Source organism: Micromonospora sp. WMMD712, from assembly GCF_029581295.1.
GTDB classification, from domain to species: domain Bacteria; phylum Actinomycetota; class Actinomycetes; order Mycobacteriales; family Micromonosporaceae; genus Micromonospora; species Micromonospora carbonacea.
Window position 1 is genome coordinate 1,772,501 of sequence record NZ_CP120743.1, and the last position, 21,409, is coordinate 1,793,909.

Annotated in this window: 21 protein-coding genes (1 of these 21 only partly in view); 13 read left to right on the forward strand and 8 right to left on the reverse strand. The window is 75.7% G+C overall.

What is annotated here, in order from left to right; genetic code table 11:
* Window positions 1–75 carry the 5' portion of a tyrosine--tRNA ligase gene (tyrS, locus tag O7633_RS07265; protein WP_282328482.1) on the reverse strand. 1,212 nt of this gene lie to the left of the window's left edge, so the window shows 75 of its 1,287 coding nt (coding positions 1–75); the start codon lies at window positions 73–75; the stop codon falls past the left edge of the window.
* A 99-nt stretch (window positions 76–174) separates the two neighbouring features.
* On the opposite strand from tyrS, the gene O7633_RS07270 reads away from it, so the two are divergent.
* The 4 genes from O7633_RS07270 (at window position 175) to O7633_RS07285 (ending at window position 2,611) form a co-directional block, all read left to right on the forward strand.
* Window positions 175–564, forward strand: coding sequence for a PaaI family thioesterase (locus O7633_RS07270; protein ID WP_278127571.1), 390 nt, complete (start codon window positions 175–177; stop codon window positions 562–564).
* A 115-nt stretch (window positions 565–679) separates the two neighbouring features.
* Window positions 680–1,906, forward strand: coding sequence for a divalent metal cation transporter (locus tag O7633_RS07275; RefSeq protein WP_282326954.1), 1,227 nt, complete (start codon window positions 680–682; stop codon window positions 1,904–1,906).
* Between the two features lie 2 nt (window positions 1,907–1,908).
* On the forward strand, window positions 1,909–2,283 hold the full coding sequence (locus O7633_RS07280; protein WP_282328483.1) for a hypothetical protein: 375 nt from the start codon (window positions 1,909–1,911) through the stop codon (window positions 2,281–2,283).
* On the forward strand, window positions 2,270–2,611 hold the full coding sequence (locus O7633_RS07285; protein ID WP_282326956.1) for a PRC-barrel domain containing protein: 342 nt from the start codon (window positions 2,270–2,272) through the stop codon (window positions 2,609–2,611). Before O7633_RS07280 ends, O7633_RS07285 begins: the two co-directional genes overlap by 14 nt.
* 3 nt (window positions 2,612–2,614) lie before the next feature.
* Here O7633_RS07285 and O7633_RS07290 read toward each other — a convergent pair whose 3' ends face one another.
* The 3 genes from O7633_RS07290 to O7633_RS07300 form a co-directional block, all read right to left on the reverse strand.
* Window positions 2,615–3,952: a hemolysin family protein gene (locus O7633_RS07290; RefSeq protein ID WP_282326958.1), complete on the reverse strand. Its 1,338-nt coding sequence runs from the start codon at window positions 3,950–3,952 to the stop codon at window positions 2,615–2,617.
* A 177-nt stretch (window positions 3,953–4,129) separates the two neighbouring features.
* Window positions 4,130–4,762: a hypothetical protein gene (locus O7633_RS07295; protein WP_282326959.1), complete on the reverse strand. Its 633-nt coding sequence runs from the start codon at window positions 4,760–4,762 to the stop codon at window positions 4,130–4,132.
* Between the two features lie 64 nt (window positions 4,763–4,826).
* Window positions 4,827–5,339, reverse strand: a complete 513-nt coding sequence (locus O7633_RS07300) for a GNAT family N-acetyltransferase (protein ID WP_074478562.1) — start codon at window positions 5,337–5,339, stop codon at window positions 4,827–4,829.
* A gap of 144 nt (window positions 5,340–5,483) precedes the next feature.
* Between O7633_RS07300 and ppdK the strand changes: the two genes are divergently transcribed.
* The 6 genes from ppdK to O7633_RS07330 all read left to right on the forward strand — a co-directional run bounded on the left by ppdK (window position 5,484) and on the right by O7633_RS07330 (window position 13,380).
* The gene (gene ppdK / locus O7633_RS07305; RefSeq protein WP_282328484.1) at window positions 5,484–8,144 is read left to right on the forward strand and encodes a pyruvate, phosphate dikinase; all 2,661 of its coding nucleotides are present in this window, start codon (window positions 5,484–5,486) and stop codon (window positions 8,142–8,144) included.
* 26 nt (window positions 8,145–8,170) lie between these two features.
* Window positions 8,171–8,743, forward strand: coding sequence for a hypothetical protein (locus O7633_RS07310; protein WP_282326960.1), 573 nt, complete (start codon window positions 8,171–8,173; stop codon window positions 8,741–8,743).
* Window positions 8,744–8,852: 109 nt separating this feature from the next.
* Entirely contained in the window at window positions 8,853–9,863 is a 1,011-nt protein-coding gene (locus O7633_RS07315; protein ID WP_278127577.1) for a zinc-dependent alcohol dehydrogenase, read from the forward strand.
* A gap of 32 nt (window positions 9,864–9,895) precedes the next feature.
* Window positions 9,896–12,145 carry a formate C-acetyltransferase gene (pflB, locus tag O7633_RS07320; protein WP_282326961.1) on the forward strand — a complete coding sequence of 750 codons (2,250 nt, stop codon included), beginning with the start codon at window positions 9,896–9,898 and terminating at the stop codon, window positions 12,143–12,145.
* A gap of 62 nt (window positions 12,146–12,207) precedes the next feature.
* Window positions 12,208–12,981, forward strand: coding sequence for a pyruvate formate-lyase-activating protein (gene pflA, locus O7633_RS07325; RefSeq protein ID WP_282328485.1), 774 nt, complete (start codon window positions 12,208–12,210; stop codon window positions 12,979–12,981).
* 99 nt (window positions 12,982–13,080) lie between these two features.
* Window positions 13,081–13,380 carry a hypothetical protein gene (locus O7633_RS07330; RefSeq protein ID WP_282326962.1) on the forward strand — a complete coding sequence of 100 codons (300 nt, stop codon included), beginning with the start codon at window positions 13,081–13,083 and terminating at the stop codon, window positions 13,378–13,380.
* Between the two features lie 145 nt (window positions 13,381–13,525).
* On the opposite strand, the gene O7633_RS07335 is transcribed toward O7633_RS07330, so the two are convergent.
* On the reverse strand, window positions 13,526–14,002 hold the full coding sequence (locus O7633_RS07335) for a cyclic nucleotide-binding domain-containing protein (protein ID WP_282326963.1): 477 nt from the start codon (window positions 14,000–14,002) through the stop codon (window positions 13,526–13,528).
* 57 nt (window positions 14,003–14,059) lie between these two features.
* Window positions 14,060–14,476: an Hsp20/alpha crystallin family protein gene (locus O7633_RS07340; RefSeq protein WP_282326965.1), complete on the reverse strand. Its 417-nt coding sequence runs from the start codon at window positions 14,474–14,476 to the stop codon at window positions 14,060–14,062.
* A 210-nt stretch (window positions 14,477–14,686) separates the two neighbouring features.
* On the opposite strand from O7633_RS07340, the gene O7633_RS07345 reads away from it, so the two are divergent.
* The 3 genes from O7633_RS07345 to O7633_RS07355 all read left to right on the forward strand — a co-directional run bounded on the left by O7633_RS07345 (window position 14,687) and on the right by O7633_RS07355 (window position 19,361).
* Window positions 14,687–17,350: a cation-transporting P-type ATPase gene (locus tag O7633_RS07345; protein ID WP_282326966.1), complete on the forward strand. Its 2,664-nt coding sequence runs from the start codon at window positions 14,687–14,689 to the stop codon at window positions 17,348–17,350.
* A gap of 49 nt (window positions 17,351–17,399) precedes the next feature.
* Window positions 17,400–18,281, forward strand: coding sequence for a universal stress protein (locus O7633_RS07350; protein ID WP_282326967.1), 882 nt, complete (start codon window positions 17,400–17,402; stop codon window positions 18,279–18,281).
* Window positions 18,282–18,476: 195 nt separating this feature from the next.
* On the forward strand, window positions 18,477–19,361 hold the full coding sequence (locus O7633_RS07355) for a universal stress protein (RefSeq protein ID WP_282326968.1): 885 nt from the start codon (window positions 18,477–18,479) through the stop codon (window positions 19,359–19,361).
* Window positions 19,362–19,420: 59 nt separating this feature from the next.
* On the opposite strand, the gene O7633_RS07360 is transcribed toward O7633_RS07355, so the two are convergent.
* Both O7633_RS07360 and O7633_RS07365 read right to left on the reverse strand, forming a co-directional pair.
* Window positions 19,421–20,044 carry a CE1759 family FMN reductase gene (locus O7633_RS07360; protein ID WP_282326969.1) on the reverse strand — a complete coding sequence of 208 codons (624 nt, stop codon included), beginning with the start codon at window positions 20,042–20,044 and terminating at the stop codon, window positions 19,421–19,423.
* Window positions 20,041–21,210 (reverse strand): LLM class flavin-dependent oxidoreductase, encoded by a 1,170-nt coding sequence (locus O7633_RS07365; protein WP_282326970.1) that lies wholly within the window; start codon window positions 21,208–21,210, stop codon window positions 20,041–20,043. The genes O7633_RS07360 and O7633_RS07365 overlap by 4 nt, the downstream gene beginning before the upstream one ends.
* Window positions 21,211–21,409 lie beyond the last annotated feature (199 nt).

Below are 21,409 nucleotides of genomic sequence, written 5' to 3' on the forward strand. Positions count from 1 at the left end.
CTGGATGAGGCCCCGCCACCGCAGGTCTTCGGTCAGAGAGTCCCGCCCGGTCGGCGGGAGGCTGCTGTCGGTCACGGTCACCGATTCTCCCCCATCGCCGGAACCGGCTGGTACCGGGTTTGCCGCTGATCACGGTTGGCTAGGCTGGCCCTCCCGAGGCGAGGAGGAGCCGTCGTGGAGATACCTGAGCTGACCGGGGGCTTCGTCGCCCTGCTCGGCCTGAAGTTCGACGAGGCGAGCGCCGACCGGGTCGTCATCCGCTGGCTGGTCCGTCCGGACCTGCACCAGCCGTACGGCATTCAGCACGGCGGGGTCTACTGCGCGGTGGTGGAGACCGCCGCGAGCGTCGGCGGCGCGCTGTGGCTGGGCGGGCAGGGCCGGGTGGTCGGGGTGTCGAACCAGACGGACTTCCTGCGGGCGGTCCGCGAGGGCGAGCTGACGGCCGTGGGCACTCCGGTGCACCGGGGCCGCAGCCAGCAGCTCTGGCAGGTGGAGATCTCCGACGACGCGGGGCGGCTGGTCTCCCGGGGTCAGGTGCGCCTGCAGAACCTCGTGGGCGGCTGACCCCGGCCTCCCGCGCTGCCGCTGCCCGATTCGGGCCTGAGGTGCGGTTCGGGGCCTGAGGCGCGTTACGTCCCGATATCGTCGCGGCGATGGCACCTGTCGACCCGCGCCCGAGGTGAGGAAGCTCCTCGCCGCGACGCTCGGCGTGCTCTCCGCCGTCGGCGGGTTCGTGGACATCGGGGACCTGGTGGCGGCGAGCCAGGCGGGGGCGCGTTTCGGCATGGCGCACGCCTGGGTGCTGCTGCTCGGGGTGGTGGGCATCTGCGCGTACGCCGAGATGGCCGGCCGGGTCGCGGCCGTGAGCGGCCGGGCGGTGTTCGACCTGGTCCGGGAGCGGCTGGGGCCCCGGGTGGCGCTGCTGAACCTGGTGGCGTCCTACCTGGTGACCGTGCTGACCCTCGCCGCCGAGCTGGGTGGCGTGGGGCTGGCCCTGCAACTGGCCTCCGGGCTGAGCTACCTGCTCTGGGTGCCGGTGGCCGCGGCGGCGGTCTGGCTGGTGCTGTGGCGGATGCGCTTCCAGCTGATGGAGCGGGTGTTCGGCCTGGCCGGGCTGGCCCTGGTGGGGTTCGCGGTGGCGCTGTTCCGGCTGCCGACCGACTGGGCGGAGCTCGGTCGGTCGGCGGTGCACGGCGGGGCGGCGGGGCAGGGTTGGGGGGCGTACTGGTTCGTGGCGGTGGCGCTGTTCGCCTCCACGGTCAGCCCGTACGAGGTGTTCTTCTTCTCCTCCGGCGCGGTGGAGGAGCGGTGGAGCGCCGCCGACCTGGCCGACGCCCGGTCCAGCGTGCTGATCGGGTTCCCGGTCGGCGGTTTCCTCGCCCTGTCGCTGATGGCCACGGCGGCGGTGGTGTACCACCCGGGCGGGACGTCGCCGGGCTCGCTCGCCCAGGTGGCGCATCCGGCGGTCCTCGCGTTCGGGGCGGCGGGGCTGGTGGTGGCGGCGCTGGCGTTCTTCGCCGTGACGTTCGGGGCCGCGCTGGAGACGGGGCTGTCCGCCGCGTACGCCGCCGCGCAGTACTTCGGCTGGCAGTGGGGCAAGCGGGTGAGTCCCCGCGAGGCGGCCCGGTTCCACAGCGTGCTGCTGGTCAGCGTCCTGCTCGGGGTGCTGGTGCTGCTGACGACTGTCGACCCGGTGACGCTGACGGAGTACATGCTGGTGCTCAGCGCGGTGGTGCTGCCGCTGACGTACCTGCCGATCCTGATCGTGGCCAACGACCGGACGTACCTGGGCGACCGGGTCAACGGGCCGCTGGCGAACCTGCTGGGGATGGTGTTCCTGCTGGTCATCGTGGTCGCGTCGGTGGCGGCGGTCCCGCTGGCGGTGGCGACGGGGATGGGCCGGTGAGGATGCAGCTCGGCCGGCGGCTGCTCGACCGGCAGATCGTCGACCGCGACGGCCGGCTGGTCGGGAAGGTCGACGACGTGGAGTTCGCCGTCGACGCGGACGGGGTGCCGTACGTGGCCGCCCTGCTCACCGGGCAGGCGGCGCTCGGGCAGCGGATCGGGGGCCGGATCGGCCGGCTCCTCGTCGCGGTGGCCGTCCGGTTCACCGAGGACCGGGCGGTGACGCCGCTGCGCATCCCGTACCGGCTGGTGGGGCGGGTGGACAGCGCGGTGCGGCTGCGCGCCTGCCTCGACGACCTGCCGTCCGCGCCGGTGGAGCGGTGGCTGCGCCGGCACCTGATCGACCGGATCCCGGGGGCCGACCGTGCGAGCGGGTGAGCTGCTCGGCCGCACCGCGTACGACCTGCACGGCCGGCGGCTGGGCCGGGTGGTGGACGTGGTGGTGCGCGGGGTGGTCCCCGACGGGCGGCTGCGGCTGACCGACCTGGTCGTCGCCGGGCGCTGGTACGCCCGGGTCAGCGGGCGGCTGATCGGCGCGGAGCGGCACCCGTCGGGGCCCTGGCTGGTCCGCCTGGTCGCGCGGGCGCTGCGCGGCAGCAGCCGCCAGGTGCCGGCCGACGCGGTCCGGTTGGTGCCGCCGGTGCCCGGCTTCCCGTTCGGCGCGGCGCCGCCGGAGCAGCCGGAGGGATCGGCCGGGCCGGGCTGAGGGTCAGCTCCGGGCCGGGTCGAGGGCGGGCTCGGCGTCGGGCTCCGCGTCGGCGTCGGGCTCGGTCGGGGCGGCGACGCGGCGCAGCCGCACCGACGTGATGGCCCGCTGGTCGATGTCGGCGACCTCCAGTGCCCAGCCGTCGATGGTGACGTCCTCCCCCGGCACGGTGGGGATGTGTCCCAGCAGGGTCAGGACCAGGCCGGCGACGGTCGTGTAGTCGCCGGCGGGGCGGCCGGGCAGCTCCACGCCGACGTCGACGAGGTCGTGCACGGGGAAGGTGCCGGGCAGCAGCATCGCGCCGTCGTCCTCGGTGCGCACGGCGCGCACGTCCCGGTCGGTCTCGTCGTAGATCTCGCCGACGATCTCCTCGAGGATGTCCTCCAGCGTGACGATGCCGTCGACGGCGCCGCGCTCGTCGACGACGAGGGCGATGTGCTGCCGTTCCGCCTTGAACTGGCGCAGCGCGTCGACCACGGGCAGCGAGTCGGGCAGCAGCATGGGCGGGCGGGCGCACTCGTCGACGGGCCGGTCGTCGGGCACCCCTACCAGGTCGCGCAGGTGGATCACGCCGACCGCGTCGTCGAGGCCGCCGTGGCGCACCACCGGCGCGCGGGAGTGCCCGGTCGCGGCCAGGACCAGCCGCGCGGCCTCCGCGGTGGTGCCGCTGTCGAGCGTGAAGACCTGCAACCGGGGTACGAGCACCGCGCGCAGCCGCCGGTCGGCGATCTCGACCGCCCCGGCGATGATGGTCCGCTGTTCCTTGGTGAAGCCGTGGTTGCCGGCGACGATGTCGCGCAGCTCGTCGGGGCCGATCTCGTCCGGCTCGTGTCTGGGGTCGAGCCCGACGAGGCGGACCACCAGGTCGCTGGTCGCGCCGAGCGCCCAGACGGCGGGGCGGGTGAAGCTGGCGAGCAGGTCCAGCGGGCGGGCCACCAGCAGCGCCCAGCGCTCGGCGGCCTGCATGGCGATCCGCTTCGGGGCCAACTCGCCGAAGACGAGGGTGACGAACGTCAGCGCCAGGGTGACCACGACGATGGCGACCGTCTCGGCGGCGGAGCCGAACACGCCGAGCAGCGGCACGAGGGGTTTGGCCAGGGAGACGGCCGCGGCGGCCGAGGCGAGGAAACCGGCGAGGGTGATGCCGATCTGGATGGTGGCGAGGAAACGGTTCGGGTCCCGGGCGAGGCGGGCCAGCACCCGGCCGGCCCGGCCGCTGCGTTCCAACCGTTGGACCTGGCTGTCGCGCAGCGAGACCAGCGCCATCTCGCTGCCGGCGAAGATCGCGTTGAGGACGACCAGGACTCCGACCAGGGCCAGTTGGCTCCAGTAGCTCTGCACGCCCGGTTCTCTCCCTCGCTCCGACGGCCCCGGCCGCGCCGGCCGGCGGCGCCGCCCGGCGGGCCCGGGACGGCGTAGGCCCCTCTGTGCCCCGTCGGGGCCCCGGCGAATCCTCCGCCCGCCGACGGCCGGGTCGGTGCCGGCGTGTCGGCCGGTCGCCCGCCCCGTCGGGGCCGGTCAGGCCCGGTCGGCGGTGGGCAGGTCGAGCACGTACGCGTCGTCCTCGGCGCGGAAGCCGAGCCGGTGGTAGTAGGGGGCGACCATGCCCGGCGGGCTGACCACCCGGCGGAATCCCCGGTCGGTGAAGAGGCTGCTGCGCCGGTAGACGAACTCGCCGGGGGTGAAGTCGCGAAACGGTGGGGTGACGTAGTCCAGGTCGACCTGGGCGGTGTCGTCGCCCTCGGCGTGCGAGAGGACCACCCCGACCACCTCGTCGGCGCGGACGACCAGGAACGCGGAGCGGCGGGCGGTGTGCCCGCCCCAGTGGAAGCCGGGGTTGAACCGGGCGATGTCGGTGGCGTGCACGCGCAGGGTGTGTGCCAGGAACTGGTCGTCGACGCCCACCTCGACCACCTGGTACGTCTGCTCGTCGTGCCGGGTGGCGAGCATCCTGCGCAGGTACCACACGTTGATGACGGCGAGCACGACGTTCAGCCCGACCATCGGCCACACGGCGAGGGCGGCGTTGTAGCCGATCAGCACGACGCAGCCGACGAGGTTGAGGGCGCGCAGGCGGAGGATGCGCGCCTGTAGCAGGGACCAGACCAGCAGCGCGGAGCCGGTCCAGCCGATCAAGTCCAGCCAGTTCACCCCGCGAGACTAGTGCCCGCCCAGCTCAGGCCGGCTGTGGGGCGGCGCCGGCGGGTGCCGGCGCTCAGGCGGCCAACTCGAGGACCCACTCCTCGACGACGGCGCGGCGGCCGTTGGCGTAGCCCGAGTCCTCGCCGACCACGACGAAGCCGCACTTGCGCAGCACGGCGAGGGAGGCGGCGTTGTCCTTGGCGGCGCGGGCGCGCACCGGGCGGCGCGGCAGCTCGGCCAGCAGGGCGGCGAGGGCCCCGGTGGCGTGGCCGCGGCCCCAGCGGGCCCGGTCGATCCAGTAGCTGACCTCGGTCTGGTCGTCGACGGGGAAGGCGGCCACGTGGCCGACGACCGCGTCGTCGACGGTGACGGTGCGGGTGACGATCGCCGGGTCGGCGCGGATGCGCCGCCAGTGCGCCTCGAACGCCGCCCGGTCGGCCGGGTCGACGGGGCCGAACGCCGCCACCCAGTTGGCCTGCGCGTCCTGCTCGAAGGCGAAGAAGTGGGGCAGGTCGTCGTCGCGCACCGGGCGCAGGCGCACGGCCTCGCCGGTCGCGGCGGGCGGGCGGAGATCCTCGGCGGTCACCCAGGCAGGGTACCGGCGGGCTCCGACAGGTTGGGACCTCCGGCCCGGTGGTGGTCCCATCCGGCCCTGTCGACGGCCCGCGGCGGCCCGCTACGAAGGAGGGGGACGACGTTCCCGCACGGTAGCGGAGTGGAGGCCGACGCCATGCTCAAGTACGTCTACGACTTCTTCGAGGGTGACCGGAGCCGGGCGGACCTGCTGGGCGGCAAGGGGGCGAACCTGGCGGAGATGACGCGGCTCGGGCTGCCCGTGCCGCCGGGCTTCACCATCAGCACGGCCGCCTGCCGGGCGTACCTGGCGCAGGGTTCGCCACCGGCCGGCCTGTTCGACGAGGTGAACGCCCACCTGCGGGAGGTGGAGGCGCGGCTGGGCCGGTGGCTCGGCGACCGGCACGACCCGCTGCTGCTGGCCGTGCGCTCCGGCGGCCGGTTCTCGATGCCGGGGATGATGGAGACGATCCTCGACATCGGGCTCAACGACGCGACGGTGGGCGGGCTGGCCGCGCACAGCGGCGACGAGCGGTTCGCCTGGGACTCGTACCGGCGGTTGATCCAGATGTTCGGCCGCACGGTGCACGGGGTGCCGGCCGAGGAGTTCGAGCGGGAGCTGGCGGCGGTGCGGGCGGCGGCCGGGCCGGGCGGGCCGGGCGCGGCCGCGCTGCGCGACCTGGTGGAGACGTACAAGAAGGTGTACGCCCACCACGTCGGCCACGACTTCCCGCAGTCCCCGCACGAGCAGCTCTACCTGGCCATCCGGTCGGTCTTCGAGTCGTGGAACGCCGACCGGGCGGTGCTGTACCGCCGCCGCGAGCACATCCCGGACGACCTGGGCACGGCGGTCAACGTGATGGCGATGGTCTTCGGCAACCTGGGCCCGGACTCGGGCACCGGGGTGGCGTTCACCCGCGACCCGGCCACCGGCGCCCCCGGCGTGTACGGCGACTACCTGCCCGACGCGCAGGGCGAGGACGTGGTGGCGGGCATCCGCAACACCGTCGGCCTGCCGGAGCTGGAGCGGATCGACCCGGTGAGCTTCCGCCGGCTCACGGAGATCATGCGGACGCTGGAGCGGCACTACCGGGACCTGTGCGACGTCGAGTTCACCATCGAGCGCGGGAAACTGTGGATGTTGCAGACCCGGGTCGGCAAGCGCACCCCGGCCGCCGCGTTCGTGATCGCCGCGCAGCTCGTCGACGAGGGTCTGATCACCGCGGACGAGGCCCTGCACCGGGTGAGCGGTGGGCAGCTCGGGCAGCTCATGTTCCCCGGCTTCGACCTCGACGCCGCGCCCGCGCCGCTGGCCACCGGGGTGGGCGCGTCGCCCGGCGCCGCCGTGGGACGGGTGGTGTTCGACTCCGCCGCCGCGGCGGCCGCCACCGACCCGGTGATCCTGGTGCGGCGCGAGACCAACCCCGACGACCTGCCCGGCATGATCGCCGCGCAGGGGGTGCTGACCTCGCGGGGCGGCAAGACGTCGCACGCCGCGGTGGTGGCCCGGGGCATGGGCCGCACCTGCGTCTGCGGGGCCGAGGCGGTGCGGATCGACCCGGAACGCGGCGAGTTCACCGTCGGCGACCGGGTGGTCCGGGCCGGCGACGTGATCTCCATCGACGGCAGCACCGGCCGGGTGTACGCCGGGTCGGTGCCGGTGCGGCCCTCCCCCGTCGCCCGCTACCTGGCCGGCGAGCTGTCGCCCGAGGCCGATCCGCTGGTCGCCGCCGTGCACCGGCTGCTCGGCCACGCCGACGCGGTGCGCCGCCTCGGGGTACGAGCCAACGCGGACACCCCCGCCGACGCCCGGCGGGCCCGCGCCTTCGGCGCGGGCGGGATCGGGCTGTGCCGCACCGAGCACATGTTCCTCGGCGAGCGCCGCGAGCTGGTGGAACGGCTGATCCTGGCCGACGGCCCGGCGGAGCGGGACGCGGCCCTGGCGGCGCTGCTGCCGTTGCAGCGGGCCGACCTCGTCGACATCCTCGCCGCGATGGACGGGCTGCCGGTGACGATCCGGCTGATCGACCCGCCGCTGCACGAGTTCCTGCCCCCGCTGCACGAGCTGACCGCCCGGGTGGCCCGCGCCGAGGCGCTGGGCGAGGACCCCGGGCGCGACGGGGCGCTGCTGGTCGCGGTGCGCCGGATGCACGAGGCGAACCCGATGCTGGGGCTGCGCGGGGTGCGGCTCGGGCTGGTCGTGCCGGGTCTGTTCGCGATGCAGGTGCGGGCGGTCGCGGAGGCGGCGGCACAGCGGCGGCGCGACGGCGGCGACCCCCGGCCGGAGATCATGGTGCCGCTGGTCGGCGACGTGCGGGAGCTGACCGCGGTGCGGGTCGAGGCCGAGCGGGTGCTCGCCGGGGTCGAGGGCGCGCCGGAGATCCCGATCGGCACGATGATCGAGGTGCCCCGGGCGGCGCTGACCGCCGGGGAGATCGCCGCCGAGGCGCGGTTCTTCTCCTTCGGCACCAACGACCTGACCCAGATGGGCTGGGGCTTCTCCCGCGACGACGTGGAGGGGGCGTTCTTCGGGGCGTACCTGGAACGCGGGATCTTCCCGGTCTCCCCGTTCGAGAGCATCGACACCGCCGGGGTGGGTCGGCTGGTCCGGCTGGCGGTGGCGGAGGGCCGGGCCGCCCGGCCGGAGCTGACCGTCGGCGTCTGCGGCGAGCACGGCGGCGACCCGGACTCCGTGGAGTTCTTCGCCGAGGTCGGCCTCGACTACGTCTCCTGCTCGCCGTACCGGATCCCGATCGCCCGCCTGGCCGCCGGACGGGCCGCGGTGCGCCCGACCGGCGCGCCGTCCGACAGCCGCTGACCCGACAACCGAATGGAGGTCGCGCCATGACCGCGATCCTGAACGCCACCGGACCCGCCCCGCTGTCCCCGCCCGCGCGCCCGCCCGCGCCCTCGCCGCAGCAACCGGCGGCGCAGGCACCGGCACCGCAGGCACAGCCGGCGCAGGGGCCGCAGACGCACGCACAGCCGGCGCAGGCTACGGCCGCGCTGCCGCCCTCGGCGCAGGCGTGCCCGGAGGCCGGGCACCGGTCCGGCGGGCAGGTCGGCCCCGTGCTCGTCCTGCCCGGCGCCGCGCCGGCCGCGGTGGTGCCGGTGGCCCGCGACGGCCGGCCGGTCGGGGCGTTCGTGCTCGCCGGTGGCCGGGTGCGCTACCGCACGCTGGCCGACCCGGACCGGGTGCTCGCCGCGGCGACCGGCGCGCTGGCCGTCGGGCTGGTCACCGCCGCGGTGGCGGTGGTCGCCAGCCGGCGTCGCCCGCCGGCCATCGGCACGGTGCGGATGGGACCGGGTGGATGGGTGAGCCTGCGCGGCGTCCGCGCCCCGGCCCTGCGCCCGACCGGCCCCCGCCCCTGGTGGGCCCACGTCCTGCGCGCCCACCGCCTGGTGATCGCCCCCTGACTCGAACCGGGGCGAAGGTCCCGGGTGGTGCGGTCCGGGGACCCTGCCTCCGGCGGGGTGGACGGAGCAGATTGAGGGTGGAAGCGACAACGGAGCTGGGAGGCCCCCGATGCGTGCGAGTGTCGTCACCGCGTTCGACCGTCCACTGGAGATGTTCGACCTGCCCGTGCCGGAGCCGGGCCCGGACGAGATCCTCGTCCGGATCGAGGCCAGCGGCCTGTGCCACACCGACATCCACGCCGCGCGCGGCGACTGGCCGGTCAAGCCGAACCCGCCGTTCGTCCCCGGGCACGAGGGCGTCGGCATCGTCGAGCGGATCGGCGCGGGGGTGACCGAGCACGCCGTCGGCGACCGGGTGGCCCTGCCCTGGCTCGGCTGGGCGTGCGGGACCTGCGGGTACTGCGTGACCGGGTGGGAGACGCTGTGCGAGGCGCAGCGCAACACCGGATACACCGTCGACGGCGCGCACGCCGAGTACGCGGTCGCGTCGGCCCGCTACGCCGTGGCCGTCCCCGCCGGGGTGGACCCGGCCGAGGCGGCCCCGCTGACCTGCGCGGGCGTCACCACGTACAAGGCGGTGAAGGTCGCCGGGGTGCGGCCCGGCGACCGGGTGGCGGTCTTCGGCATCGGCGGCCTGGGCCACCTCGCGCAGCAGTACGCGCAGCTGTTCGGCGGCGAGACGGTCGCCGTCGACGTCACCGCCGAGAAGCTGGCGCTCGCCGCCTCGCTCGGCGCGACGCACACCGTGAACGCCGCCGACGTCGACCCGGTCGAGGCGGTCACCGCGCTCGGCGGGGCGGACGTGGCGATCGTGCTGGCCGCCGACCCGCGCGTCGTCGAGCAGGCGCACCGCTGCCTGCGCCGCGGCGGCCGGCTGGTGCTGGTGTCGCTGCCGAAGGACAACGAGATCACCCTGCCGGTCTTCGAGACCGTGCTCAAGGGCATCACCGTCATCGGCTCGATCGTGGGCACCCGCGCCGACCTGGCCGAGGTGTTCCGGCTGCACGCCGCCGGACGCACCCACGTCGCGTACGAGGTGCGCAAGCTCGACGAGATCAACGAGGCGATCGAGGACGTGCTGGCCGGCCGGGTCGCCGCCCGCCTCGTGCTCCAGCCGTGACCACCCGCCGCCTCCGACCGGAAGGACAGATCATGACCGGCACCGAGCGCATCGTCCGCGACCCGTGGCGGGGCTTCGCCGACGGGGCGTGGCGCACCACGATCGACGTGGCGGACTTCGTGCGCCGCAACCACGAGCCGTACACCGGCGACGCCGGGTTCCTCGCCGGCCCGACCGAGCGGACCCTGGCGGTCTGGGGACGGCTCACCGACATGTTCGGCGAGGAGCGCCGCCGCGGCGTGTACGACGTCGACGCGGCCACCCCGTCCACGATCACCGCCCACGCCCCCGGGTACATCGACGCCGACCGGGAGCTGATCGTCGGGTTGCAGACCGACGCGCCGCTGCGCCGGGCGATCATGCCGGCCGGCGGGCTGCGGATGGTCGAGACCGCGCTGCGGGCGTACGGCTACGAGCCGGACCCGGCGGTGCACCGCGTCTACACCCGCTACCGCAGGACGCACAACGACGCGGTGTTCGACGCGTACCCGGCGGACGTCCTCGCGGCGCGGCGCTCGCACGTCATCACCGGGCTGCCCGACGCGTACGGGCGGGGCCGGATCATCGGCGACTACCGGCGGGTGGCCCTGTACGGGGTGGACCGGCTCGTCGCCGAGCGCCGGGCGTTGAAGGCGGCCCTGGACGACCGGCCGTCGACCGACGACGTGATCCGCGAGCGGGAGGAGCTGGCCGAGCAGGTCCGCGCCCTCGGCGAGCTGACCGAGATGGCCGCCGCCTACGGCTACGACATCTCCGGCCCCGCCACGACCGGCCGTGAGGCGATCCAGTGGCTGTACTTCGCGTACCTGGCCGCCACGAAGGAGCAGAACGGCGCGGCGATGTCGCTCGGGCGGACCGCGAACTTCGTGGACGCCTACCTGCGGCGGGACCTCGCCGAGGGGCGGCTGGACGAGGCCGGCGCGCAGGAGCTGGTCGACGACTTCGTGATCAAGCTGCGGATCGTGCGGTTCCTGCGCACCCCCGAGTACGACCAGCTCTTCTCCGGCGACCCGACGTGGGTCACCGAATCCCTCGGCGGGATCGGCGCCGACGGCCGGCCGCTGGTGACCCGCACCAGCTTCCGCTACCTGCAGACCCTCTACAACCTCGGGCCGGCACCGGAGCCGAACCTGACCGTGCTGTGGTCGCCCCGGCTCCCCGAGGGGTTCAAGCGGTTCTGCGCCCAGGTGTCGCTGGACACCAGCGCCATCCAGTACGAGAACGACGAGCTGATCCGGCCCGCGTACGACGACGACACGGCGATCGCCTGCTGCGTGTCGGCGATGCGGGTCGGCAAGGACATGCAGTTCTTCGGGGCGCGGGCGAACCTGGCCAAGGCGCTGCTGTACGCCATCAACGGCGGCCGGGACGAGCTGACCGGCGACCAGGTCGCCCCGCCCGCCCCGCCGGTCGGCGGCGAGACGCTCGACTACGACGAGGTGCTCGCCGCGTACGACCGGACGCTGGACTGGCTGGCCGAGACGTACGTGGACGCGCTCAACGTCATCCACCACATGCACGACCGGTACGCCTACGAGCGGCTGGAGATGGCGCTGCACGACCACCCGGTGCACCGGTTCATGGCCACCGGCGTCGCCGGGCTGTCGGTGGCGGTGGACAGCCTCGCCGCCATCCGGTACGGAAAGGTGAAGGTGCTGCGCGACGCCACCGGCCTGGCCGTCGACTACGCCGTGGAGGGCGAGCCGCCCACCTACGGCAACGACGACGACCGGGCCGACGAGATCGCGGTGTGGCTGGTCGAGACGTTCGCGGAGAAGCTGCGCCGGCAGCGCACCTACCGCGACGCGGAGCTGACCATGTCGGTGCTCACCATCACCTCGAACGTGGTGTACGGCAAGCACACCGGCAACACCCCCGACGGGCGGCGGGCCGGCGAGCCGTTCGCCCCGGGCGCGAACCCGATGAACGGGCGGGACACCCACGGCCTCGTCGCGGCGGCGCTGTCGGTGGCGAAGCTGCCGTACGCCGCGGCACGCGACGGGATCTCGCTGACCGGCACGGTCACCCCCGACGGGCTGGGGCACACCCGCGACGAGCGGATCGCCAACCTGGCCGGGGTGCTCGACGGGTACGCCGACGCGGGCGGGTTCCACCTCAACGTCAACGTGCTGGACCGGGCCACCCTGCTCGACGCGATGGCCCACCCGGAGCGCTACCCGCAGCTCACCGTCCGGGTCTCCGGGTACGCGGTGAACTTCGTCCGGCTCACCCCGGAGCAGCAGCGCGACGTGGTGTCCCGCACCTTCCACGGTTCGCTGTGACCGGGCCGCTGGCGACCGGCCGGGCCGGCGGGGCAGACGCCCCGCCGGCCGGGGCCGCGCCGCTGCCGGCGCGGGTCGGGCGGGGGCCCGCCGCAGCCGGGCGGGAGCTGACCGGGGCGGTGCACTCGTGGGACCTGTCGATCGGGGTGGACGGCCCCGGCACCCGGTTCGTGGCGTTCCTGGCCGGCTGCCCGCTGCGCTGCCGGTTCTGCCACAGCCCGGACACCTGGTACCGGCGCAGCGGCCGGCACCGCACGGTCGACGAGCTGATGGCCCAGGTCGAGCGGTACCGGCGGTTCATCTCGGTGGCCGGCGGCGGGGTGACGATCAGCGGCGGCGAGCCGCTGATGCAGCCCCGGTTCACCGGCGAGGTGCTGCGCCGCTGTCACGCACTGGGCCTGCACACGGCCCTGGACACCTCCGGCTTCCTCGGCGCGCGCGCCGACGACGCCCTGCTCGACGCCACCGACCTGGTGCTGCTGGACGTCAAGTCGCGCGACCCGGCGACGTACCGGCGGGTGACCCGCACCGGGGAGATCGGGCCGACCCTGCGCTTCGGCCGCCGGCTCGCGGCCCGGGGCACCCCGATCTGGATCCGGTTCGTGCTGGTGCCCGGCCTCACCGACGCGCCCGACAACGTGGCCGGGGTCGCCGACTTCGCCGCCGAGCTGCCCAGCCTGCAACGGGTGGAGGTGCTGCCGTTCCACCGCCTCGGCGCGCACAAGTACGCCGAGCTGGGCCTGACGTTCCCCCTCGCCGGCACCGAGCCGCCCACGCCGGAGCTGCTGGAGCGGGTACGCGGCCAGTTCGCCGCCCGGGGCCTGACCGTCAACTGAGCGCCGCCTGACCGTCGCCCGTCCGCCCGGCCCCGGGGTCGGCGGTGTGCCGCGACGTCGTCGCCCCGGTGCACGGCGGGCCATGGCAGGATCGCGGCTATGAAGCGATCACGGACGTCCCGGCAGGTGCCGGGCGAGCTGACGCGGGCGACGGGCGCGGCCGCGACAGGGGCCCACGCGACCGGGGCCCACGCGACCGGGGCGCGGTCGATGGGTGCGCTCGCCATCGGGGCGATGGCCGTGGGGGCGACGGCCCTGGGTGTGGTCGCGATCGGGCGGCTGGTGGTCCGCCGGGCGGTGATCCGGGAGCTGCGCATCGGTCGGCTGGAGGTCGACGAGCTGATCGTGCACCGCCGCGTCGACGGCGACGCCGTCCGGGGCGCCACCGAAGACGGGTGACGTCCGGTCGCGGGGATGGTCGGCCGTGGCCACGGTCCGCAGCCGGGGCGAGGCCGTGGGACAGGGCCGTCGATGCTGCGCGACGGCCCCCACTGGACGGCGCGCCCGGGGGCGAGGCGGGCCAGGACCCCGCCCGCGGTCCGGGTCAGGCCGTCGGGGGCAGGGCCATCGGGTAGCCGTAGAGGTCGAGCAGGCGGATGCGGGCCGACTGGAGCCGGTCCACCACCACGCTCATGAACCGGGTGGTGAGCTGCCGGCCGAACGCGTCGTCGAACTCCATCATCCGGCGCACCCCGGCGGCGGTGAACTCCACGGCCGGGGTGCGGCGCACGGCGACCGCGCCGAACTGCCACCGGTACGGCGGGAACAGCCAGGACCAGCCGAGCACCCCGCCCGGGCCGATCGTGTCGATGCCCACGTCGCCGCGCCCGGGTACCGGGAAGTCCAGGGCCACCTCACCGCCCCGGACCAGCCAGAACCGCTCGGCGGGCTGACCGGCCCGGAACAGCCGGTGCCCGGGGTGCCAGACGACGGGGCGGGCGTACCCGGTGAGCCGGGGCAGCCACTCCTCGGGCACGCCGGTCAGGAACGGGTGTTCGCGGAGCATGTCCAGCGGGGTCATCGGCGGGTCTCCTCGTCGTGGGAGGGGCCCGGCGCGCGGCCGGGCCCCGTGGTCACCTCAGTGAGCGCCGTGCTCGACGGTGATCGGGATCTCCCGGGCGGCCGGCTCCGGCTCGCCGACCGTGGCGGTGATCTCCAGGATCCCGTCGGCGTACGCGGCCCGCAGGGTCTCCTGCTTCAGCCCCGCCGGCAGCGGGACCAGCCGGGAGAAGGAGCCGTAGTGGAACTCGGTGCGGACCTTGTCGGCGTGGCTCTCCCGGCGCACCACGTCCAGCCGCAGGTTCTCCCCGGTCAGGGTGATCCGCACGTCCTTGGCCGGGTCGACGCCCGGCAGCTCGGCGCGCACCACGTACCGGTCGCCGTCGAGGTAGTCCTCGACCCTGATGGTCGGGGCCAGCATCGGCAGCCAGGACAGGCTGGTCCAGTCGAACGGCGCGAGCGTGCCGCCGCCCCTGAACTTCGTGACGGTGGACATCTTCGACCTCCTTGTCGATCGTCCTGCCTCCCATCCGACTCCTGTGCGGCCCGCGGCGTCAGGGCCGTTGGTCCCGGGCCACCTGGGAGAAACGCCTCTGCCGCCGTGCCGGGCGGCGGCGCGACGGTGGAGGGGGACGGCGTGCCCGGTGACGCGCCGCGCGGACAGGGAGGTCAGTGGTGGCAGTACCCGTCGGACGGGAGCGGAGCGATGCTCGCTGACACCCGGCCCCGCACGGCCACGCCGGATGTCCCCGCCGCGCCGACGGGCCTGGGGGCCGCCGAGGCCGCCGCGCGGCTGGCCGCCGAGGGCCCCAACAGCGTCGCCCGGCCGCGGCGTCGGCACCTGGCGACCCGCGTGCTGCGTCAGCTCGCCGACCCGCTGGTGGCGCTCCTGCTGGCCGCGGCCGTGGTCACCGGCGTGCTCGGCGACTGGCCGGACACCGCCGTCATCGCCCTGGTGGTGCTGGTGAACACCGCGATCGGGGTGGTGCAGGAGGTCCGCGCGGACCGCGCGATCGCCGCGCTGGACCAGCTCGCCGCGCCGACCGCCCGGGTCGTCCGCGACGGCGAGGACCTGATCGTGCCGGCCTCCGTCGTGGTCCGTGGCGATCTGGTACGCGTCGAGGCCGGCGACGTCGTCCCGGCCGACCTGCGGCTGGAGCGCGCCAGCCGGCTGCACCTGGACGAGTCGGCGCTGACCGGCGAGTCGGTGCCGGTGAGCCGGGACGTCGGCGAGGAGGTCGCCGCCGGCACGGTGGTGACCGTGGGCCGGGGCGCCGGCACGGTGGTCCGCACCGGCCCGGCGAGCGCCCTGGGCCGGATCAGCGCGCTGGTGTCGGCCACCCGCCCCGGCGCCACCCCGATGCAGCGCCGGCTCGCCGGCCTGGGCCGGCTGCTGGGCCTGGTCGCGGTGGGGCTGTCCGCGCTGGTCTTCGGCATCGGCGTGCTCGGCGGCCGGCCCGTGGTGGACATGGCGATCACGGCGGTGAGCCTGGTCGTCGCGGCGGTGCCGGAGTCGCTGCCGGCCGTGGTGACCCTGGCCCTGGCGCTGGGGGCGCGGCGGATGGCCACGGCGCGCGCGATCCCCCGGCGGCTGCACGCGGTGGAGACGCTGGGCTCGGTGACCGTCATCGCGTCCGACAAGACGGGCACCCTCACCGAGGGCCGGATGGCGGTGCAGCGGGCGGTGACCGCCGACGGCGCCGGCTACGAGGTGACCGGCTCCGGCTACGAGCCGCGCGGGACGGTGCGCCGCGAGGGCGGGGCGGTGGGCGTACCCGACGGGCTGCGCCGCCTGGCGCGGGCCGGGCTGCTCTGCAACGACGCCGCGCTGGCCCCGCCCACCGGCGAGCGGCCGGGGTGGGCGGCGGTCGGCGACCCGCTGGAGGCGGCGCTGGTGGCCTTCGCCGGCCGGTGCGGGCTGGACCCGGCGCTGACCCGGGCCGCGTGGCCCCGGGTCGCCGAGCACCCGTTCGACCAGGCGACCCGGCGGATGACGACGGTGCACCGGTCCTGCGACGGCCGCTGGCTGGTGGTGTGCAAGGGCGCGCCGGAGAACGTGCTCACCGCGCCGCTGCTCGACGCGGACGACGGGGAGATCGCGGCGCTGACCGCGCGGGCGCACGAGCTGGCGGGGGCCGGGCTGCGGGTGCTCGCGGTCGCGGCGGCGCTGGTGGACACGGTCCCCGACCCGGCGACACCGACCGGGCTGCGCCCGGTGGGGCTGGTCGCGGTCGGCGACCCGCTGCGCGCCGGGGCCGCCGAGATCGCGCAACGGTTCGACGCCGCCGGCGTACGGCTGCTGCTGGTCACCGGCGACCACCCGGCGACGGCCGCCGCGATCGGCGGGCAGCTCGGGCTGTGGCGCGACGGCGACCCGGTGGTGCGGGGCGACGACGGCGACGTGACCGGCGCGCACCCGGCGGCCCGGGTGTACGCGCGGACCCAGCCGGAGCAGAAGCTCGACATCATCGCCGGGTTGCAGGCGCAGGGGCACGTGGTGGCGATGACCGGCGACGGCGTCAACGACGCGCCCGCGCTGCGCCGCGCGGACATCGGGGTGGCGATGGGCGGCGGCACGGAGGTGGCCCGCCAGGCCGCCGACCTGGTGCTGGTCGACGACGACCTGTCCACGGTCGCCGCCGCGATCGGCGAGGGGCGGCGCAGCTACGACAACGTCCGCCGCTTCCTGCGCTACGCCCTCTCCGGCGGGGTCGCCGAGATCGCGGTGATGCTGCTCGGCCCGCTGTGCGGGCTGGCCGTGCCGCTGCTGCCGGCGCAGATCCTCTGGATCAACCTGCTCACCCACGGGGTGCCGGGGGTGGCGCTCGGCGCGGAGCCGGCCGAGCCGGGCACCCTGCGCCGCGCGCCCCGCTCGCCGCAGGAGTCGGTGCTGGGCGCGGGCCTGGGACGCGACGTGCTGGTCACCGGGGCGCTGATCGCGGCCGTGGCGCTCGGCGCCGGGGTGCTCGCCGCCCGGTGGGACCGGCCCTGGCAGTCGGTGGTCTTCGTGGTCCTGGGGCTGGCCCAGCTCGGGGTGGCGCTGGCGGTACGGTCCCCCCGGCCGGCGCGGCGGGACGCCGGCATCGAGGCCGGGCGGGTGGACAACCCGGCGCTGCTGGTCGCGGTGGCCGTCTCGGCGCTGTTGCAGGTGGCCGGCGTGCTGGTCGAGCCGCTGCGGGTGCTGCTCGGCACCGACCCGCTCGGCGCGACGGACCTGCTCGCCTGCGCGGCCGTGGCCGTCCTCCCCGGGCTGGTGCTGCGCCTGCTGCGGCCCCGCGTCGCCTCGGGCGGCCCGCCCGAGGCGACGCCCGACGGGCCGGGGCACCCGGACCGGGACCAACGGCCCGGCGAGCGGGTCCGGCGGCCCTGACCGGCGCGGCCGGGTCGGGGCAGGCTGGAAGCGGAAGAAGGAGGACGTGATGACCATCAGATCCGGTGCCCCCGTCGTGGTGGGCGTGGACGGTTCCGACTCCGCGCTGAACGCGGTGCGGGTGGCGACCCGGGAGGCCGAGGCGCGGCACCGCCCGCTGCGGGTGGTGCACGCCTTCATCTGGCCGCTGCTCGGCACCCCGCTCGGGCCGGCCCCCGGCGGCCCGCCCGACGCCGGGCTGCGCAACTACGCGGAGCAGGTCGTCGCCGACGCCGTCGCCGAGGCGAGGAAGGTCTCCACCGAGGTGGACGTGACCGGCGAGCTCGTCGACGGCTCCCCCGTCCCGGTGCTGCTGCGCGAGTCCCGCGACGCGGCCCTGGTGGTGCTGGGCTCGCGGGGTTTGGGCGGCTTCGGCGAGCTGCTGGTCGGCTCGGCGGCGATCGGGGTGTCGGCGCGCGCCGACTGCCCGGTGCTCGTGGTGCGCGGCGAGGCCCGCGCCGACGGACCCGTGGTGGTGGGCGTCGACGGCTCGGCGCTGTCCGACGAGGCGATCGGGTTCGCCTTCGAGGAGGCGGCGCGCCGCGACACCGACCTGGTGGTCGTGCACGCGTGGCTCTTCCCCACCCCGGCCGCCCCCGGCGCGGTGCTGCCCCTGGCGTACGACCTCGACGCGATCGCCGAGGAGGAGGAGCGGGTGCTCGCCGAGTCCGTCGCCGGCTGGTCGCAGCGGTACCCGGAGGTGACGGTGCACCGCCGCCTGGTCCGGGGCACGCCGGCCCGGGTGCTGGTCGAGGCGTCCCGGACGGCGCAGCTCACGGTCGTCGGCGCGCACGGCCGGGGCGCGTGGGGCGGGCTGCTGCTCGGCTCGGTCAGCCACGCCGTGCTGCACCACGTCGCCTCCCCGCTGGCGATCGTCCGCCACCACCGCTGAGGTGCAAGGAAGGGCCCCTTCCTAAAGCATTTTGTATAGGAAGGGGCCCTTCCTAACGCCCGCGCACGCGGCGCGGCGCTACACGCGCGGCGCTGCACCCCCAGGCCGCACACGAGGCGCGGCGTGTGCGGGCAAATGCCGGTGCCGGGCGGGGGCCGCGCCGACAATGACTGTGATCGAGCACCGGGAGCGCTGATGAACCGACCTGTCGTGGTGGGGGTGGACGGATCCCCGTCGAGCCTGGTCGCCGCCGAGCACGCGGCGCAGCAGGCCGCCTGGCGATCCCGGCCGCTGCTGCTGGTGCACGGCTACCTGCACCCGCTCGGCTACGGCGTGCCGCTCAACCCGTACGACATGGGGTTGCCCGCGCCCACCGAGGAGGCCCGGCGGATGCTGGACCGGACGGCGGAGGAGCTGCGCGGGCGCTGGCCCGGCGTCGCCGTCGAGGCGCGGCAGGTGGCCGGGGGTCCGGCCGCGACCCTGGTGGCGGAGTCCCGGCGGGCGGAGCTGGTGGTGGTCGGCAGCCGGGGCCTGGGCGGCTTCGCCGGCCTGCTGCTCGGCTCGGTCGGCGCGCAGGTGGCCGGGCACGGGCACTGCCCGGTGCTCGTGGTGCGGCCCGAGGAGCAGCCGATCCCGGTCGGTGGGCCCGTGGTCGCCGGGGTGGACGGGTCGGAGCCGGGGCGGCTCGCCGCGGTGCTCGCCGCCGACGAGGCGACCCGCCGGGGCGCCGGCCTGGTGCTGGTGCACGTGGCGACGGCCGACGACGCCGGCCCGGTGCCGGACGAGGTGGCGGAGTCCGGGACGGCGGCACGGGCGGAGTCGGCGGACCTGCTCGACGCCACCGCCGCCGAGGTGACGGCCGCCCACCCGGGCCTGGCCGTCGAGCGGCGGCCGGTGCGGGCGGTCAAGCCCGAGCGCGCCCTGATCGAGTTGAGCGGGGACGCGGCCCTGGTGGTGGTCGGCTCGCGCGGGCGCGGCGGCTTCGTCGGCCTCGTGCTCGGCTCGGTCAGTCAGGCGCTCGTACAGCATGCGCACTGTCCGGTGCTGGTCGCCCGCCCGCAGCCGGCCGACGAGGCGTGACCTGGACGGCCGCCCGCCGACGCCGCGCCCCGGCCGCCCGCCGACGCCGCCCACGGCGGTCAGGCGGGGTCGCGGCCGGCGAGCAGCTCGTCGAAGCCGGCGGTGAGCGCGAACGGGTCGGGCGGCGCGGCCGGGGGCCGGCGCGCCACCTGGTCGGCGAGTTCGCCGGCCGCGCGCACGATGCGGGAGCGCAGGGCGCCCTCGGCCGCCGCGGCCGCCCAGTCCTCCGTGGCGGCGAAGACCGCGGTGGGCACGACCACCGCCCTGAGGTACGCGAACATCGGCCGGACGGCGTGCTCCAGGGCGAGGGAGTGCCGGGCGGTGCCGCCGGTGGCGGCGATCAGCACGGGCCGGTCCGCCAGCGTCGTGGCGTCGATCAGGTCGAAGAACGACTTGAACAGGCCGCTGTAGGACGCGTTGAAGATCGGCGTGACCGCCACGACGCCGTCGGCTGCGGCGAGCGTGTCCAGCGCGTCGCGCAGGGCGGGCGGCGGAAAGCCGGTGAGCAGGTGGTTGACCACGTCGTGCGCGTGGTCGCGCAGGTCGATCGGGCGCAGCTCCACCTCGACGCCGTGCCGGGCCAGCCCGTCGCGGGTGGCCGCGGCGAGCTGGTCGGCGAGCAGCCGGGTCGACGAGGGCTGGGAGAGCCCGGCGGAGACCACGGCGAGGGTACGGCGGCTCATCGCCCCGCCTCCGCGCCGGCACCCACGGGGTCGACGTGGTCGTCGGCGGCCGGGTCGGCAGTCCCGTCGGCGGCGGCGTCGGCCACCGCGGCGGCGCCCCGGGCGGCCTTCAGCGACGCGTGCGTCGGGGCGTCGGGCACGTGCGCGGGGCGCAGCGCGGCGAACTCCCGGCGCAGCACGGGGACCACCTCCTCGCCGAGGAGGTCGAGCTGCTCCAGCACGGTCTTCAGGGGCAGGCCGGCGTGGTCGATCAGGAAGAGCTGCCGCTGGTAGTCGCCGACGTAGTCGCGGAAGCCGAGGGTACGGTCGATCACCTGCTGCGGGCTGCCGACGGTCAGCGGGGTCTGCGCCATGAAGTCCTCCAGCGCCGGCCCGTGGCCGTAGACGGGGGCGTTGTCGAAGTACGGGCGGAACTCCCGCACCGCGTCCTGCGAGTTGCGTCGCATGAACACCTGGCCGCCGAGGCCGACGATCGCCTGGTCCGGCGAGCCGTGCCCGTAGTGGGCGAAGCGCTCCCGGTAGAGGCCGACCATCCGCTGGGTGTGCTCCTTGGGCCAGAAGATGTGGTTGGCGAAGAAACCGTCGCCGTAGTAGGCGGCCTGCTCGGCGATCTCGGGGCTGCGGATCGAGCCGTGCCACACGAACGGCGGCACCCCGTCCAGGGGGCGCGGCGTCGAGGTGAACGACTGCAACGGGGTGCGGTACTTGCCCGACCAGTCGACCACGTCCTCGCGCCAGAGCCGGCGCAGCAGGTCGTAGTTCTCGATGGTCAGCGGGATGCCGGCCCGGATGTCCTTGCCGAACCACGGGTAGACCGGGCCGGTGTTGCCCCGGCCGAGCATCAGGTCGACCCGGCCGTCGGCGAGATGCTGGAGCATCGCGTAGTCCTCGGCGATCTTCACCGGGTCGTTGGTGGTGATCAGGGTGGTGGCGGTGGAGAGCAGCAGCCGCTCGGTGCGGGCCGCGATCCAGCCCAGCATGGTGGTGGGCGACGACGGCACGAACGGCGGGTTGTGGTGCTCGCCGGTGGCGAAGACGTCGAGGCCGACCTCCTCGACCTTGCGCGCGATGGTCACCATCGCCTTGATCCGCTCGTGCTCCGACGGCTCCCGCCCGGTGGTCGGGTCGACGGTGACGTCTCCGACGGTGAAGACCCCGAACTGCATGACGACTCCTCGTGTGGCTGCCGGACCGTTCCGGCCCCGGACGCAGCGCACAACATATTTGACGAGTCAACTATTCCGCCGGTCGGGGGGGTCCCGGTCCCGCTGACCGGGCGCGACGGGCCGGGCCGGTGGTGGAACCGGGGCGCCCGTGGGGCCTGGCCGACGGCGGACGCCGGGCCGGGCCGGCGGCCGTGGGCGG